Here is a 16,977-nt window from a genome sequence, read left to right as displayed (position 1 = left end):
AATTGAATCAATGCCGCATATTCTGATCGTCGAAGACGAAACCATTATCCGCTCCGCCCTGCGCCGCCTGCTGGAACGCAACCAGTACCAGGTCAGCGAAGCCGGCTCAGTGCAGGAGGCACAGGAACGCTTCAGCATTCCCACTTTCGATCTGATCGTCAGTGACTTGCGCCTGCCAGGCGCCCCGGGCACCGAATTGATCAAGCTCGGCCAGGGCACTCCGGTGCTGATCATGACCAGCTACGCCAGCCTGCGCTCAGCCGTGGACTCGATGAAAATGGGCGCGGTGGACTACATCGCCAAGCCGTTCGACCACGATGAAATGCTCCAGGCCGTGGCGCGGATCCTGCGGGATCGGCAAAGCGCCGAAAATGCCCCGCCAGACCGTCCGGCCGCCAAGGCTGGCGCCACTGCGGAGCGGGCCGGTGCGGGCAACAACAATGGCGAAATCGGCATCATCGGTTCCTGCGCTCCCATGCAGGATCTGTACAGCAAGATCCGCAAAGTGGCGCCCACTGACTCCAATGTACTGATTCAGGGTGAATCCGGTACCGGCAAGGAACTGGTAGCCCGGGCCCTGCACAACCTGTCCAAGCGTGCCAAGGCACCGATGATTTCGGTGAACTGCGCAGCCATTCCGGAAACTCTGATCGAGTCCGAACTGTTCGGCCACGAGAAAGGCGCGTTCACCGGCGCCAGCGCCGGCCGTGCCGGCCTGGTAGAAGCTGCGGACGGCGGCACCCTGTTCCTCGACGAGATTGGCGAGCTACCGCTGGAGGCGCAGGCGCGATTGCTGCGAGTACTGCAGGAAGGCGAGATCCGCCGTGTCGGCTCGGTACAGTCACAGAAAGTCGATGTGCGCCTGATTGCAGCCACTCACCGCGACCTGAAAAGCCTGTCGAAAATAGGCCAGTTCCGTGAAGACCTGTACTACCGCCTGCACGTGATTGCCCTGAAACTGCCGGCCCTGCGTGAGCGCGGTGCAGACGTCAATGAAATTGCCAATGCCTTTCTGGCCCGCCAGAGCGCACGCGTCGGCCGCACGGACCTTAAGTTCGCCGCCGATGCAGAACAGGCCATCCGCCATTACTCCTGGCCGGGGAACGTGCGCGAACTGGAGAACGCTGTCGAGCGTGCGGTCATTCTGTGCGAAAGCCCGGAAATCTCGGCCGACCTGCTGGGCATCGACATCGAACTGAGCGACCTGGAAGACGACGACTTCGTCGGCCTGCCCCCACAAGCGGGTAACACCAGCCACGAACCGACCGAAGACCTGTCTCTGGAGGACTACTTCCAGCACTTCGTCCTCGAACACCAGGACCACATGACCGAGACCGAGCTGGCACGCAAACTGGGCGTCAGCCGCAAATGCCTGTGGGAACGTCGTCAGCGCCTGGGCATCCCACGGCGCAAGAGTGGGGTCGCCAGCGAAAGCTGAACCACGGCTGACGAAAACGCGGGTAACACTCGCTTTTGTGAAAAAAACTGTTACCTGCTCCATCGCACGTAACAGGAACCGGGGCTAAAGGTAACGAAGCCCCGGTTTTTTTTGCCCTGAAAAACACCCAACGGCACGCCTAACCCCTTGTTTTACTGGGGATCGCAAAAGTTGGCACGGCACCTGCTATATGTTTGGTACAAGAACAATAACAAGCAATGCACAAGACAATAAAAATAAGACGAATCGACTCACGCATAATAAAAACAACACGGCGGAGGCGCAGCTAACTGATTCTTTTGGAGAGGCGTTGTATTTGGGGCTTGCCCCACAACCAGGCCGAGAACAACAAAAACTGCCCTAAGGCAGAGCCTGAACTGGTTGGATCGAAAGGTCATTGCAACTCAGCGATCAAAGCAATCCGTTTGCTCTTGGCTCCCGATTGGGAGGGTCATCCTGGGTAAACCAGATGACAAGGGCGTTTAACAAAAACAAGAAGCCCGAAACCAATAATAAAAATAGAGCACGCAACTATTCTGGGGGAGCTTCGGCTCCCCTTGTGGTTTCCGGAATTCGTGTTTTCACTCCCCCGCCCCCCATCCAACCTCGCCAAACCGCAGCTCAGCGCCAGCCTGTACAAGTCGCGGCAGCTTCCTACACCATCCTTCGACTAAATGCTAGAATCCCCGCCCATCATGCGGCCACTCTTCGTTTTGGCCGAATATTCCTTCAAACAGTGCATCCCATGCTGAAGAAGCTGTTCCAGTCATTCCGTTCTCCCTTGCGTCGTACGCAACATAAACGCAGCACGCCTGAAGTGCTCAATAGCAGCCAGCATTCGCTGCAACGTGCCCAGTTCAGCCGGTATGCGGTGAATATCGTCGAACGCCTGCAGAACGCCGGCTACCAGGCCTACCTGGTGGGTGGCTGCGTGCGCGACATGCTGCTCAATATCACCCCCAAGGACTTCGACGTCGCCACCAGCGCCACGCCGGAACAGGTCAAGGCCGAGTTCCGTAACGCGCGCATCATTGGTCGGCGTTTCAAGCTGGTGCACATCCACTTCGGTCGCGAAATCATCGAAGTTGCGACTTTCCGCGCCAATCACCCGCAAAACGAAGACGACGAGGACAGTAACCAGTCATCGCGCAACGAAAGCGGGCGGATCCTGCGGGACAACGTCTATGGCACCCTGGAAGAGGACGCGCAACGTCGCGACTTCACCATCAATGCCCTGTACTACGATCCGGTCAGCGAACGCATTCTCGATTACGCCAATGGCGTACACGACATTCGCAACAACCTGATCCGCCTGATCGGCGATCCTCGCCAGCGTTATCAGGAAGACCCGGTACGTATGCTTCGAGCAGTACGCTTTGCAGCGAAACTGAACTTCGGCATCGAGAAACACACCGCCGCGCCCATTCGCGAACTGGCACCGATGCTGCGGGAAATCCCCTCGGCGCGCCTGTTCGAAGAAGTGCTCAAGCTGTTCCTCTCCGGCTACGCGGCGGACACCTTCGAAATGCTGGTGGACCTGCAACTGTTCGACCCGTTGTTCCCGGCCAGCGCCGAAGCCCTGGAGTACAACCCGACCTACACCCATACGCTGATCAGCGAAGCCTTGGTCAACACCGACCTGCGGATCAAGCAGAACAAGCCGGTGACCCCAGCCTTCCTGTTCGCCGCCCTGCTCTGGCCAGCCCTGCCGGCCCGGGTGCTGCGCCTGCAGGAGCGTGGCATGCCGCCGATTCCGGCCATGCAGGAAGCCGCCCACGAGCTGATCGCCGAACAGTGCCAGCGCATCGCTATTCCCAAGCGTTTCACCATGCCGATCCGCGAAATCTGGGATATGCAGGAACGCCTGCCACGGCGCAGCGGCAAGCGCGCCGACCAGTTGCTGGACAATCCGCGCTTCCGTGCCGGCTACGACTTCCTGCTGCTGCGCGAAAGCGCCGGCGAGCAGACCGATGGCCTGGGAGAATGGTGGACCGACTATCAGGACGCCAATGACGCCGAACGCCGCGACATGATCCGCGACCTCAGCGGCAAGGAAGACGCCAGTGGCGCGCCACGCAAGCGCCGGCGCAGCAGCGGTGCCAAGCGCAAGCGCAGCAGCGGCGCATCGGGCGAGTAATAGATGGAACGCATCTATATCGGCATGGGCAGCAATCTGGCAGCCCCTGAAGCACAACTGCGCAGTGCCACCGAGGCCCTCGCGCAGTTGCCCGAAAGCCGCCTGCACAGCGTATCGGCCTTCTACCAGAGCGACTCATTGCTCCCAGGCCAGCCACGCTATACCAACGCCGTCGCGGCGCTGGACAGCGCGCTGGCGCCGCTAGCCCTGCTGGACGCCTTGCAGGCCATCGAAAACCAGCAAGGCCGTGAGCGAAATGAGCGCTGGGGCCCACGTACCCTGGATCTGGACATCCTGTTGTTCGGCGATCGACTGATCGACGAACCCCGCCTCAAAGTCCCCCATTACCACATGCAGGCACGCCCCTTCGTGCTCTACCCGTTGGCGGAACTGGCCCCTGCCGACCTGCAACTGGCTGACGGCCGCACCCTGCACGAACTGCTCGCTGCCTGCCCATTTGTCGGCCTGGAACGCCTGGCCTGACCGCTGAAACGCATCAGTAACGGCGGTAACACTGGCAGCGTAACAATGCGGTAACACATCTAATTGACTTCCCGAGTTCTCCTCACGACTATAGGCGTCCCGTTGCCGCCATCACGGCGCTAAAGGGCGCAATTCAAGTGAGGCCGGTTCGCGGCGAGCCCGGGAAACGCCAGGCAGGGGCAGTTGTGCAACGGCGGTGGCACCCGCTGGCATGGCACCTCTTCTGGGCACAGAATGATGGGCCCGACGCCACAGGCGCGACTCCCGCAAGCCCGTTCAAATCGCTTGGAACCAGGCTGTATAAGCACGACAAAAGACCGTGCGCCTGAATAACGAAGAATCACGCGCGTTACTCGCAGTAGTTTCCAAAGCGCCTGAAATGAGGACCCCTTTCATGCCAGATATCACTCTGACCACCCTGCAAAGCCTCAAGCAGAAAGGTGAGAAAATCACCATGCTGACCTGCTACGACGCCACCTTCGCCCACACCTGCTGCGAGGCAGGCGTCGAAGTCCTGCTGGTAGGCGACTCCCTGGGCATGGTGCTGCAAGGACACGACAGCACACTGCCCGTCAGCACCGCTGACATGGCCTATCACGTCGCGGCGGTCAAGCGCGGCAACAACGGGGCGCTGATCCTGGCCGACCTGCCATTCATGTCCTACGCCACCACTGAACAGGCCCTGAGCAGTTCGGCCCAGCTGATGCAGGCCGGCGCCCATATGCTCAAGATCGAAGGCGCAGCCTGGCTGGCCGAGCCTGTGCGCCTGCTGAACGAGCGTGGAGTGCCGGTCTGCGTGCACATGGGGCTGACGCCACAGACCGTGAACGTTCTGGGCGGCTACAAGGTGCAGGGCCGCAATGAAAGCCAGGCGCGGCAGATGCGTGCCGATGCCATCGCCCTGGAGCAGGCCGGCGCGGCAATGCTGCTGCTGGAGTGCGTGCCCAGCGAGCTGGCGGCGGAAATCACCCAGGCGGTGAAGATCCCGGTAATAGGTATCGGTGCCGGCAGTGCTACCGACGGCCAGGTCCTGGTGCTCCACGACATGCTGGGGCTGTCCCTCAGCGGCCGCTCGCCGAAGTTCGTGAAGAACTTCATGGCAGGCAAGGACAGTATCCAGGCCGCCTTGAGCGCCTATGTCGAAGAAGTCAAAGCCGTCACCTTCCCTGGCGCCGAACACGGGTTCTCTGCATGAATACAGTCAAAACCGTGCGCGAATTGCGCGCCGCGGTCGCCCGCGCGCGCAGTGAGGGCAAGCGGATCGGCTTCGTGCCCACCATGGGCAACCTGCACAGTGGCCACGCCGCCCTGGTGGCCAAAGCCGCCCAGCGGGTGGACTTCGTGGTCGCCAGCATCTTCGTCAACCCACTGCAGTTCGGTGCCGGCGAAGACCTGGACAAGTACCCACGCACCCTCGCCGCCGACCAGGAAAAATTGCTGGAAGCCGGTTGCCACCTGCTGTTTGCCCCCACCGTCGAAGAAATGTACCCCGACGGCATGGCCGGGCAGACCCGGGTCAGCGTTCCCCAGCTGTCCGAAGGCCTGTGCGGCGCCAGCCGTCCCGGGCATTTCGAAGGCGTGGCTACAGTGGTCAGCAAGCTGTTCAACATGGTCCAGCCCGATCTCGCGGTGTTTGGCCAGAAGGACTACCAACAGTTGGCAGTGATTCGGGCCCTGGTGCACGACCTGAACATGCCGATCCAGATCATCGGTGAGCCAACGGTACGTGCCGCCGACGGCCTCGCCCTGTCGTCGCGCAACGGCTACCTGAGCGAAGAGCAGCGCGCTATCGCCCCGGTGCTGTACCGCAGCCTGAGCCAGATTGCCCAGGCCATCAGGAACGGCGAACGCGACTATCCCAAGCTTGTGGCCGAACAACAGCAGCAGCTTGAAGCCGCCGGTCTGCGCCGTGACTACCTGGAAATCCGCCAGGCACAGAACCTGCGTCCAGCCACCGCGCAAGACCGTGAACTGGTGATTCTTGTGGCAGCCTATCTGGGCGCGACACGGTTGATCGACAACCTGCACCTGGACCTCGACACACCGGCATGAACGCCCGATTGCCCGAACTCCAACCTTCGGGCAAACTGCCGCCGGCTGGGGCCTGCAGCCCATGACTGCGGGCCCCGTTCAAGGATCTGCCCCAGGGAACACCCCATGTACACCATCATGTTCAAGGCCAAGGTCGGTGATCGAGCGACCCTCTGTACCTATGCTCCCTGCAGTGAAGCCGAACTGCTCGGTTTCAAGCCGCGCATGCTGCACATGGCCCCTGGCAATGAGCAGAGCCTTACCAGCCCTGCGATTGCGGATCAGGTCGCCTGACGCTTCCCCCTATTTCTACCCATTGAAAGCCCGAATCCAGACCAGGCAGGCCCGCTGAGTACAAAATAGTACTGGCCACCAGTCGGACAAAGCCAAGACAGAACAGCACGCCGGGGTTACTGTTATCCCCCCGAGTGATTAAACGTATCAGCACAGGGCCGGCCCAACGGGTCCTTGAGACCGCGCAGGACGTTCCGGGCTTTTCAGTGTCCAAAAGGCAGTTCAAGCAAAAGGAAAACCGCAGCGATGGCGTACTACCGCACTCCTCATGACGTTACCGCTCTGCCCGCCTGGCAAGCGTTGAAAGACCACCGCCAAGCCATGCAGGATTTCAGCATGCGCGAGGCGTTCAATGCCGATCCGCAGCGCTTCAGCCAATTCACCCTGAGCAGCTGCGGGCTGTTTCTCGACTATTCGAAGAACCTGATCACCAGCGAAACCCGCGACCTGCTGGTGAACCTGGCCAAGGAAGTCGGCCTTTCAGACGCCATCAAGTCCATGATCACCGGCGAACTGGTCAACGCTTCCGAAGGCCGCCCGGCCTTGCACACCGCACTGCGCCGCCCGGTGGGCGACAAGCTGTCGGTGAACGGTGTCAACGTGATGCCCGAAGTGCACAAGGTACTGAACCAGATCACCGAGCTGGTGGGCCGCATCCACGACGGCCTGTGGCGCGGCTACACCGAGAAGCCCATCACCGACGTGGTGAACATCGGCATCGGCGGCTCCTTCCTCGGCCCGGAGCTGGTTTCCGAAGCGCTGTTGTCCTACGCCCAGAAAGGCGTGCGCTGCCATTACCTGGCGAACATCGATGGCAGCGAGTTCCATGAGCTTTCTGCGAAAATCCGTGCAGAAACTACGCTATTCATCGTTTCCTCCAAGTCTTTCAATACCCTCGAAACCCTGAAGAACGCCCAGGCAGCACGGGCCTGGTACCTGGCCCAGGGCGGCTCGGAGGCCGAACTGCACCGCCACTTCATCGCCGTGTCGAGCAACAATGCGGCGGCAGTGGCCTTCGGCATTCGCGAAGAGAACATCTTCCCGATGTGGGACTGGGTCGGCGGGCGCTACTCGCTGTGGTCCGCCATCGGCCTGCCGATCGCCCTGGCCATCGGCATGTCCAACTTCAAGGAGCTGCTGTCCGGTGCCTACACCATGGACCAGCATTTCCAGAGCGCCCCATTCGAACAGAACATGCCGGTGCTGCTGGCGCTGCTGGGCGTGTGGTACGGCAATTTCTGGGGCGCGCAGAGCCACGCGATCCTGCCGTACGACCACTACCTGCGCAACATCACCAAGCACTTGCAACAATTGGACATGGAATCCAACGGCAAGAGCGTGCGCCAGGACGGCACCCCGGTGGCCACCGATACCGGCCCGGTGATCTGGGGCGGCGTGGGCTGCAACGGCCAGCATGCCTACCACCAGTTGCTGCACCAGGGCACCCAATTGATTCCGGCCGACTTCATCGTGCCGATCGTCAGCTTCAACCCGGTGGCCGACCACCATCAGTGGCTGTACGCCAACTGCCTGTCCCAGAGCCAGGCACTGATGCTGGGCAAGACCCGCGCCGAAGCCGAGAGCGAACTGCGCGAGAAAGGCCTGAGCGAAGCCGAAATCGCGAAACTGGCACCGCACAAGGTGATTCCCGGCAACCGTCCGAGCAACACCCTGGTGGTGGAGCGCATCAGCCCGCGGCGCCTTGGCGCACTGGTGGCGCTGTATGAACACAAGGTCTTCGTGCAAAGCGTGGTCTGGGGCATCAACGCCTTCGACCAGTGGGGCGTGGAGCTGGGCAAGGAGCTGGGCAAAGGCGTCTACAACCGCCTGGTCGGCAGCGACGAAACCCTGGCCGACGACGCATCGACCCAAGGCCTGATCAACTACTTCCGCGGCCGTCACCGCGGCTGATCGACCCTGTCACCCCAGGAGCCGGCCACACCGGCTCCTGTCCGGGCCCCGGCCCTTCCCCACTTGAACCTTCCCGGCACTTGTGCGCACCCTTATGACTTGTCGCAAAACAAGAATAAGGAACCGTCATGTTCGATATCAGCACTTTTCCGAAAGCCGATGCCGTCCGCCGGGCGGCACAAATGAGCCAGGACGACTACCACCACCTCTACCGCCAGTCCATTGAGCAGCCGGACCAGTTCTGGGCCGAGCAGGCCAGGCGTTTCCTGCACTGGAGCAGCCCCTGGGACAGCGTCCACAGCCACGACATGCGCACCGGCGAGGCCAACTGGTTTCGCGGTGGCCAACTCAACGTCAGCTACAACTGCATCGACCGTCATCTGGAAAAACGCGGCAATCAGGCGGCGATCATCTGGGAAGGTGACAACCCGGCAGACTCCCAGCGCATCACCTACCAGGAACTCCACGACCGGGTCTGCCGCCTGGCCAACGTGCTGAAAAGCCGTGGCGTGAAGAAGGGCGACCGGGTGTGCATCTACATGCCGATGATTCCCGAAGTGGCCTACGCCATGCTCGCCTGCACCCGGATCGGCGCGGTGCATTCGGTGGTGTTCGGCGGTTTTTCGCCGGAGGCCCTGCGCGACCGCATTCTCAACGCCGACTGCCGCACCGTGATCACCGCCGATGAAGGCGTGCGCGGCGGCAAACTGATTCCGCTGAAGAGCAACGTCGACAAGGCCCTGCTCAGTTGCCCGGATGTCAGCAGCGTGCTGGTGGTCGAACGCTCCCGCAACCCGGTGAACTGGGTGCCAGATCGCGACATTTCCTATGAACAGGCCGTGGCTGGCGCCAGCAACCAATGCGCCCCCGAGCCGATGGACGCCGAAGATCCGCTGTTCATCCTCTACACCTCCGGCAGCACCGGCAAACCCAAGGGCGTGCTGCACACCACCGGCGGCTACCTGCTACAGGCCGCCATGACCTTCAAGTACGTGCTGGACTACCGCGACGGTGAGGTCTTCTGGTGCACCGCCGACGTCGGCTGGGTCACCGGCCACAGCTACATCCTCTACGGCCCCCTGGCCAACGGCGCGACCACGCTGATCTTCGAAGGCGTGCCCAACTACCCCAGCACCTCGCGTTTCTGGGAGGTGGTGGACAAGCATCAGGTGAACATCTTCTACACCGCGCCCACCGCTCTGCGTGCCCTGATGCGCGAAGGCAGCGCCCCGCTACAGAACACCTCCCGCGCCAGCCTGCGCTTGCTCGGCAGCGTCGGCGAGCCGATCAACCCGGAAGCCTGGGAGTGGTATTTCAACGTGGTCGGCGAACAACGCTGCCCGATTGTCGATACCTGGTGGCAGACCGAAACCGGCGGCATCATGCTCAGCCCCCTGGTCAGCGCCCGGCAGATCAAGCCCGGATGCGCCTCGACCCCGATGTTCGGCGTACAACCGGTGCTGCTGGACGACCAGGGCAAGGAAATCCATGGGGCAGGCAGCGGCATCCTGGCAATCAAGGCCAGTTGGCCGGCGCAGATCCGTAGCGTCTATGGCGATCCCAAGCGCATGGTCGAAACCTATTTCGCTCCCTACCCCGGCTATTACTTCACCGGTGATGGTGCCCGGCGCGACGAGGATGGCAGCTACTGGATCACCGGGCGCATCGACGACGTGATCAACGTTTCCGGGCACCGCATCGGCACCGCCGAAGTGGAAAGCGCCCTGGTGCTGCACGACAGCATCGCCGAAGCGGCGGTGGTCGGTTACCCCCATGATCTCAAGGGCCAGGGAATCTATGCCTTCGTCACACCGATGCAGGGCGTCGAGCCCGACGAGGCACTGAAGAAGGAACTGCTGGCCCTGGTCAGCCGCGAGATCGGCAGTTTCGCCAAGCCGGAGCTGATCCAGTGGGCTCCGGCCCTGCCGAAAACTCGCTCGGGCAAGATCATGCGGCGTATCCTGCGCAAGATCGCCTGCAACGAACTGGATACCCTGGGTGACACTTCGACCCTGGCGGACCCCAGCGTGGTGGACGGCCTGATCGACAAACGCCTGAACGTTTGAAACCGGCGCGGCATCCGCCGCGCTTCTTTTTTAAATAGCCACACCGAGCTGTCATGGAATTCATTCGCAGCCGCATCGAAAGCCAGGTCATGAGCCTGTCCGGCCTGTCTCTGGGCCAACTCGACCTGGAACATCCCAAAGGTGACCCCGGCCTGTTCGGGCCGGGGTCCGTCAGTTGGCAGGTGCACGCCGACTTCAGCAGCATGCTGATCGGCGGCATCAGCGCCCTGTTGATGCAGGCCCTGCATCCTCTGGCCTTGGCCGGCGTCTGGGATCACTCGAACTTTCGCCAGGACATGATCGGCCGCCTGCGCCGCACCGGGCAGTTCATCTCCGGCACCACCTTCGGCTCCCGCCAGGACGCCGAATGGCTGATCGACAAGGTACGCAGCATTCACTTGCACATAGTCGGCACCGCCCCCGATGGCCGCCCCTATGCCGCCAGCGACCCCGATCTGCTGACCTGGGTTCACGTGGCTGAGGTCAGCAGCTTTCTTGCCGCGCACTTGCGTTACCTCAACCCTCATCTTTCCGGGGCTGACCAGGATCGCTACTACGACGAGATCGCCCTGATCGCCGAACGCCTGGGAGCCCGGGACGTGCCGCGCTCGCGACGCGCCGTGGCCGACTACCTGCAGGCCATGCGCCCCCAACTGCTCTGCGACCAGCGCAGCCGGGAAGTCCTGCGCCTGCTGCTGGCTGCCCCAGCCCCCAGCCGCCTGGCCAAACCCTTCGGTTCGTTGATGATGCAGGCCGGCATCGACCTGCTGCCGGACTGGGCCAGCGCCATGCTCGAGGTCAATCAGAACCCGCTGCAACGCCAACTGATTCGTGCCAGCGTCAAGCGCAGCACGCCGATGCTGCGCTGGGCGGTACGGGACAGTTCCGTGCACCGGGCGAAACGACGCATGGGCCTGTAAAAACCGACCGTTCAAGCACAACCCGACCGGCCGGTTCGCGATTGGCCGGCTCCCGGGGTTGTGTGCAACCATGATTTCGCCAATTTCCAGTGCCTGTGCCGCCCGGCCAACACCCGCACCACGCCACAGGTCCCCGCCACCGAACACAAGGACCCGATCATGCAAGACGTCGTAATCGTTGCCGCCACCCGCACCGCCGTGGGCAGTTTCCAGGGCTCCCTGGCGAACATTCCCGCCGTTGACCTGGGCGCCGCGGTCATCCGCCAATTGCTGGCCCAGACCGGCATCGACCCGGCCCAGGTCGACGAAGTACTCATGGGCCAGGTGCTCACCGCCGGCGCCGGGCAGAACCCCGCCCGCCAGGCCGCGATCAAGGCCGGCCTGCCCCACGCTGTGCCCGCCATGACCCTGAACAAGGTCTGCGGCTCCGGCCTCAAGGCCCTGCACCTGGGCGCCCAGGCCATCCGCTGCGGCGATGCCGAGGTGATCATCGCCGGCGGCCAGGAAAACATGAGCCTGTCCAACTACGTGCTGCCCGGCGCCCGCACCGGCCTGCGCATGGGCCACAGCCAGATGGTCGACTCCATGATCAGCGACGGCCTGTGGGATGCCTTCAACGACTACCACATGGGCATCACCGCCGAGAACCTGGTGGAGAAATACGGCATCAGCCGTGAAGCCCAGGACGCCTTCGCCGCCGCTTCCCAACAGAAAGCCGCGGCGGCCATCGAGGCCGGGCGCTTTGTCGACGAGATCACCCCGATCCAGATTCCCCAACGCAAGGGCGAGCCTCTGACCTTCGCCACCGACGAGCAGCCACGCCCCGGCACCACCGCCGAGGCCCTGGCCAAGCTCAAGCCGGCGTTCAAGAAAGACGGCAGCGTCACCGCCGGCAACGCCTCGGCGCTGAACGACGGCGCTGCCGCGGTGATGCTGATGAGCGCCAGCAAAGCCCGGGCCCTGGGCCTGCCGGTGCTGGCAAAAATTGCCGCCTACGCCAACGCCGGCGTCGACCCGGCGATCATGGGCATCGGCCCGGTCTCGGCCACCCGCCGCTGCCTGGACAAGGCCGGCTGGACCCTGGACCAGCTGGACCTGATCGAAGCCAACGAAGCCTTCGCCGCGCAGTCGCTGTCGGTGGCCAAGGAGCTGGAATGGGACGCCAGCAAGGTCAACGTCAACGGCGGTGCGATCGCCATCGGCCACCCGATTGGTGCATCGGGCTGCCGGGTGCTGGTGACCCTGCTGCATGAAATGATCAAGCGTGATGCCAAAAAGGGCCTGGCGACCCTGTGCATCGGCGGCGGCCAGGGCGTGGCCCTGGCGATCGAGCGCTAACCTCCGCGCAAAACCGCCCTCCTTGTAGGAGCTGGCTTGCCAGCGAAGGCGCCCGTGAGAGCGCCTTCGCCAGCAAGCTGGCTCCTACGGGGAAGACCTGCGCATGATCGTCTTTGCCGGCAAGCTGGCTCCTACAACGGACGGGACGCTGGTAAACTGCCGCGCCTCACTCCTCAGCTCCAAGGCGCTCCGCATGTCCTCCTTGAATCAGGCGCTGCGCGCCGCTCTCGATCACCGCCAGGACCTGCTCGCCGAGCTGCATCAGCAAGGCACCGACTGCTATCGCCTGTTCCACGGCAGCCAGGAAGGTGCCGGCGGCCTGACCATCGACCGCTATGGCCCGCAATTGCTGGTACAGAGCTTTCACCAGACGCTGGAACGCGACGCCCTGCTGCAACTGCACGACAGCATCAATCAGCATCTGAACCTGTCGACCCTGCTGGTCTACAACGACCGCTCCCGGGGCAACTCACGGATCGACCGCGAAGACTCGGTGTACCGCGCCGAAGAGGCTGCCCTGGAGGACCTGGTTGGCCACGAATGGGGCCTGAATTACCGCGTGCGTGGACGCCACGCCGGGCAGGACCCGCTATTGTTTCTCGACCTGCGCAACGCCCGTGGCTGGGTCAAGCAGCACAGCGCGGGTAAAAGCGTGCTCAACCTCTTCGCCTACACCTGTGGCGTAGGCCTCAGCGCCGCAGCTGGCGGCGCGCGCGAGGTGTGCAACCTGGACTTCGCCGAGGGCAACCTGGCCGTCGGACGGGAGAACGGTCAGCTCAACCCGCAATTGCCACAGATGCAGTTCGTGCAGTCGGACTATTTCCCGGCCATCCGCCAACTGGCGGGCCTGCCCATCAGCCAGCGCCGCGGGCAGAAACTGCCCAGCTATCCGCGCCTTGAACAGCGCCAGTACGACCTGGTACTGCTGGACCCGCCAGCCTGGGCCAAGAGCGCCTTCGGTACGGTCGACCTCCTGCGTGATTACCAGAGCCTGCTCAAGCCGGCACTGCTGGCCACCGCCGAAGACGGCGTGCTGATCTGCTGCAACAACCTGGCCAAGGTCTCGATGCCGGACTGGCGTGAACAAGTATTGCGCTGCGCCGAGAAGGCCGGGCGTCCGGTGCGCGACTGCCAGGTCCTGGTACCCGCCGCGGACTTCCCTTCCCAAGACGGGCAACCTCCACTGAAAACCTTGATCCTGCAACTTTGACCAAGAGCAGGAAATCTGAACAATCCTGAAGACTGGAGTGGTTTCGGAACCGTAAACGCGTGCCATACTCCAAGGCACTTCCGATTCAGATAGATGAAGCCTCGCATGACCAAAGGATTGATTCGCGCTCTTTGCGCCTTGTTGACCGCTCTCGCCCTTTACAGTCTGCTGGGCTTTCTGATTCTGCCGGGCATTGCCTTGCGGGTGGCCAACCAGCAATTGGCCAACTACGCCACCACCCCAGCCCATATCCAGCGCATCGAGCTCAACCCCTTCAGCCTGGAGCTGACCCTCTGGGGCCTGAGCATCGGTGAACCGGGCAAGGAGCAGATCGCCTTCGATCGCCTCTACGCCAATCTGCAATTGGACAGCCTGTGGAAACGCGCGCTGCACCTGGCGGATGTCGAGCTGGACCAGCCCAAGACCGAAATCCTCTTCGACAAGGAAGGCAAGCTCAACCTCCTGGCCCTGTTCAAGCTGCCGGCCAGCGAACCGACCCCAAGCGACCCCAACGCCAAACCCTTCCCGGTACGCATCGAACGCATCAAGCTGGCCGGCGGCTACCTGCATTTCCAGGACCTGCGCCCCAGCGAACCCATCGAATTCCTCTACAACAAGCTCGATTTTGAGTTGAAGAACCTCAGTACCCTGCCGGACGACAGCGCCGACATGACGCTGGTCGCCACCGGCCCCGAGGGCGGGCAGATCGACTGGAGCGGCAACTTCAGCGTGACGCCGCTGACCTCCGAAGGCACCTTGAAAGTCACCGACGGCAAGATGAAAGCCTGGTGGCCCTATGTGCGCGATGCGGTGCCGCTGGTGCTGGAAGACGGCGTGGTCAACCTCAGTACCCACTACAAATTCAGCCTGACCAAGGAAACCGAGCTGCTGCTGGACAACACCTCCATCAGCGTCGCGCCCTTTGCCATCAAGGCCCCGGACGGTCGCCCACTGGCGCGTCTGGAGCGCCTGGACGTCAGCGAAACCACAGTCGACCTGGCCAAGCAGCACGTGATTGTCGGCAAGGTCCGCAGCCAAAAGCTCGAAACCTGGGCCGCCCTTGAAGCCGATGGCCAGTTGGACTGGCAAAAGCTCTTCGCCAGTCAGCCGGCCAAACCGGCGCCAAAACCCGAGCCGGCCGCCGCTGACGCGCCCAAGGAACCGGCAGTACCGAGCAAACCCTGGCAGGTGCTGCTCAAGGACGTGCAACTGCGCAACTACCAGGTGCACCTGGCCGATCGCAAGGCCAAGCCCGCCGTAGCCCTGGAGCTGGGGCCGCTGAACCTGGACCTGCAGAACTTCGACAGCCTCAACCAGTCGCCCTTCACCCTCAAGCTCGATACCGGCCTGGGCAAACAAGGCAAGGTCAACGCCACCGGCGAGGTCAACCTCAACCCCGTCAGCGCCAAACTCAAGGTGCAGACCCGGGACATCGACCTGCGCGTCGCCCAGTCCTATATCAGCCCGTTCATCCGCCTGGAACTGCGCAGCGGCATGCTCGGCAGTGACCTGGCAGTGGACCTGAAGAAAGTCGAACCCCTGACTTTCAGCGTCACCGGCCGGGCCAATGTGGACCAGTTGCACACCCTGGACACCCTCAAGACCCGCGACTTCGTGAAATGGAAACAAGTGGTGGTCGAAGGCCTGAACTATCAGCACGGTGACAGCCTGACCATCAGCCGGGTCAACCTGATGCAGCCCTATGCACGCTTCATCATCAACGATGACCGCACCACCAACATCGACGACCTGCTGATTCCACAACCACCCAGCAGTGCTGGCAAATCCTCGACGAAGGCCGAGCCCAGCTCAAGCAAGCCTCTGGGCATCCACATCGGTGAAATCGCCATCAACGACGGTTCGGCGAACTTCGCCGACCTGAGCCTGACGCCTAACTTCGCTACCGCCATCCAGCAGCTCAACGGCCATGTCGGCACCATCGACAGCCGCCAGGCCAAGCCGGCAGACGTGGACGTCAAGGGCAAGGTCGACCGCTATGCGCCGGTGACCATCAAGGGCAGCGTCAACCCGTTCGATCCGATGGCCGCCCTGGATATCGCCACCAGCTTCAAACGAGTGGAACTGACCACCCTGACCCCCTACTCCGGGAAATTCGCCGGTTTCCGCATCCGCAAGGGCCGGCTCAACCTCGACCTGCACTACATGATCACCAAGGGCCAGCTCAAGGCCGAGAACAAACTGGTGGTCGAGCAGTTGCAACTGGGGGAAAAGGTCGACAGCCCGGACGCCGTGGATCTGCCGATCCGCCTGGCAGTGGCCTTGCTGAAAGATACGGACGGCAAGATCTCCATCGAGCTGCCTATCTCCGGTGATTTGAACAACCCGCAGTTCAGCGTGATGCCGATTGTCTGGCAGACCCTGCGCAATCTGGTGCTGCGCGCCGCCCAGGCACCCTTCAAGTTCATTGGCGGGCTGGTCAGCGGTGGTGGCTCGGAAGACCTGAGCAATGTGTCCTTCGCTCCAGGCTCCAGCGACCTGAGCAAGGAATCCGAGTCGGCCCTGACCACCCTGGCCAAGGCGCTCAAGGAGCGTCCGACCCTGCGCCTGGAAATCGAAGGTACCAGCGCCCAGAGCAGTGACGGCCCGCTGATCGCCGAACAGCGGCTGGAGCGCGAATACCAGTACAACTACTACAAGATCCTCCAGCGCCGCGGTGACAAGGTCCCCGCCCAGGCGTCCCTGCTGCAGGTTCCCGAGGGCGAAAAAGCCCCTCTGCTGGAAGGCATCTACCGCACCCGCCTGAAACAGCAGCCGCCGGCGGAATGGACCCAGCTCAGCCGCGACGAACGCAGCGCCAAGCTGCGTGAAGGTTTGATCAAGTTCTGGAGCAGCAGCGACGTGCTGTTGCGACAACTGGGTCAGGAGCGCGCCAGCAGCATCAAGGACTTCCTGGTGGACAAGGGCCAACTGGCCGACGACCGGGTCTACTTCATCGATGCCAACCTGGGCCAGGCCGAAAGCGATGGCCGGGTCGTCACCCCGCTGCACCTGGACAGCGAATAAACCTCTCGCGCCGGGCTCCACCCAGCCCGGCCGGTCTCTCCTGCAGCGCCTGCCTGGCGCCCACAATAGAACAGGCCCCGACACTCAGTGCCGGGGCCTGTAATGATCACGTCCTTGTGATCTTC

11 protein-coding genes and 1 pseudogene are annotated in these 16,977 nt (G+C 62.7%); all 12 read left to right on the top strand.

The window, feature by feature from the left end; genetic code table 11:
* The first annotated feature begins 10 nt into the window (after positions 1–10).
* The 12 genes and pseudogenes from AC1RMG_RS32100 to AC1RMG_RS32045 all read left to right on the top strand — a co-directional run bounded on the left by AC1RMG_RS32100 (position 11) and on the right by AC1RMG_RS32045 (position 16,852).
* Entirely contained in the window at positions 11–1,438 is a 1,428-nt protein-coding gene (locus AC1RMG_RS32100) for a sigma-54-dependent transcriptional regulator (protein ID WP_011063508.1), read from the top strand.
* A gap of 745 nt (positions 1,439–2,183) precedes the next feature.
* Entirely contained in the window at positions 2,184–3,575 is a 1,392-nt protein-coding gene (locus tag AC1RMG_RS32095; protein ID WP_011063509.1) for a polynucleotide adenylyltransferase PcnB, read from the top strand.
* Positions 3,576–3,578: 3 nt separating this feature from the next.
* Entirely contained in the window at positions 3,579–4,058 is a 480-nt protein-coding gene (gene folK / locus AC1RMG_RS32090) for a 2-amino-4-hydroxy-6-hydroxymethyldihydropteridine diphosphokinase (RefSeq protein ID WP_493171051.1), read from the top strand.
* A gap of 394 nt (positions 4,059–4,452) precedes the next feature.
* Positions 4,453–5,253 carry a 3-methyl-2-oxobutanoate hydroxymethyltransferase gene (panB, locus tag AC1RMG_RS32085; RefSeq protein ID WP_015637061.1) on the top strand — a complete coding sequence of 267 codons (801 nt, stop codon included), beginning with the start codon at positions 4,453–4,455 and terminating at the stop codon, positions 5,251–5,253.
* Positions 5,250–6,110, top strand: coding sequence for a pantoate--beta-alanine ligase (gene panC / locus AC1RMG_RS32080; protein ID WP_011063512.1), 861 nt, complete (start codon positions 5,250–5,252; stop codon positions 6,108–6,110). The genes panB and panC overlap by 4 nt, the downstream gene beginning before the upstream one ends.
* Before the next feature lie 123 nt (positions 6,111–6,233).
* Positions 6,234–6,383, top strand: a pseudogene (locus tag AC1RMG_RS32075) (aspartate 1-decarboxylase); the annotation flags it as partial.
* Positions 6,384–6,629: 246 nt separating this feature from the next.
* Positions 6,630–8,294 carry a glucose-6-phosphate isomerase gene (gene pgi, locus AC1RMG_RS32070; protein ID WP_011063513.1) on the top strand — a complete coding sequence of 555 codons (1,665 nt, stop codon included), beginning with the start codon at positions 6,630–6,632 and terminating at the stop codon, positions 8,292–8,294.
* Between the two features lie 128 nt (positions 8,295–8,422).
* Complete coding sequence (gene acs / locus AC1RMG_RS32065; RefSeq protein WP_125063811.1) at positions 8,423–10,360, top strand: acetate--CoA ligase; 1,938 nt, start codon at positions 8,423–8,425, stop codon at positions 10,358–10,360.
* 53 nt (positions 10,361–10,413) lie between these two features.
* Positions 10,414–11,280: an oxygenase MpaB family protein gene (locus AC1RMG_RS32060; RefSeq protein WP_011063515.1), complete on the top strand. Its 867-nt coding sequence runs from the start codon at positions 10,414–10,416 to the stop codon at positions 11,278–11,280.
* Between the two features lie 159 nt (positions 11,281–11,439).
* Positions 11,440–12,618: an acetyl-CoA C-acetyltransferase gene (locus AC1RMG_RS32055; RefSeq protein WP_077935048.1), complete on the top strand. Its 1,179-nt coding sequence runs from the start codon at positions 11,440–11,442 to the stop codon at positions 12,616–12,618.
* Positions 12,619–12,811: 193 nt separating this feature from the next.
* Entirely contained in the window at positions 12,812–13,828 is a 1,017-nt protein-coding gene (locus tag AC1RMG_RS32050) for a class I SAM-dependent rRNA methyltransferase (protein ID WP_011063517.1), read from the top strand.
* Between the two features lie 105 nt (positions 13,829–13,933).
* The gene (locus tag AC1RMG_RS32045; RefSeq protein ID WP_125063618.1) at positions 13,934–16,852 is read left to right on the top strand and encodes a DUF748 domain-containing protein; all 2,919 of its coding nucleotides are present in this window, start codon (positions 13,934–13,936) and stop codon (positions 16,850–16,852) included.
* Positions 16,853–16,977 lie beyond the last annotated feature (125 nt).

The sequence above is a fragment of the Pseudomonas sp. GW822-FHT04H02 genome, from assembly GCF_058800645.1.
The sequence above is the reverse complement of the archived record's forward strand: the minus strand, read 5'-3'. Positions and strand labels throughout refer to the sequence as shown.

Excerpts from the sequence above, each read along its gene's own strand:
- AC1RMG_RS32100 (WP_011063508.1), top strand. The coding sequence starts at position 11 with ATGCCGCATATTCTGATCGTCGAAGACGAAACCATTATCCGCTCCGCC.
- AC1RMG_RS32095 (WP_011063509.1), top strand. The coding sequence starts at position 2,184 with ATGCTGAAGAAGCTGTTCCAGTCATTCCGTTCTCCCTTGCGTCGTACG.
- acs (WP_125063811.1), top strand. The coding sequence starts at position 8,423 with ATGTTCGATATCAGCACTTTTCCGAAAGCCGATGCCGTCCGCCGGGCG.
- AC1RMG_RS32045 (WP_125063618.1), top strand. The coding sequence starts at position 13,934 with ATGACCAAAGGATTGATTCGCGCTCTTTGCGCCTTGTTGACCGCTCTC.
- AC1RMG_RS32060 (WP_011063515.1), top strand. The coding sequence starts at position 10,414 with ATGGAATTCATTCGCAGCCGCATCGAAAGCCAGGTCATGAGCCTGTCC.
- folK (WP_493171051.1), top strand. The coding sequence starts at position 3,579 with ATGGAACGCATCTATATCGGCATGGGCAGCAATCTGGCAGCCCCTGAA.
- panB (WP_015637061.1), top strand. The coding sequence starts at position 4,453 with ATGCCAGATATCACTCTGACCACCCTGCAAAGCCTCAAGCAGAAAGGT.
- AC1RMG_RS32050 (WP_011063517.1), top strand. The coding sequence starts at position 12,812 with ATGTCCTCCTTGAATCAGGCGCTGCGCGCCGCTCTCGATCACCGCCAG.
- AC1RMG_RS32055 (WP_077935048.1), top strand. The coding sequence starts at position 11,440 with ATGCAAGACGTCGTAATCGTTGCCGCCACCCGCACCGCCGTGGGCAGT.
- panC (WP_011063512.1), top strand. The coding sequence starts at position 5,250 with ATGAATACAGTCAAAACCGTGCGCGAATTGCGCGCCGCGGTCGCCCGC.
- pgi (WP_011063513.1), top strand. The coding sequence starts at position 6,630 with ATGGCGTACTACCGCACTCCTCATGACGTTACCGCTCTGCCCGCCTGG.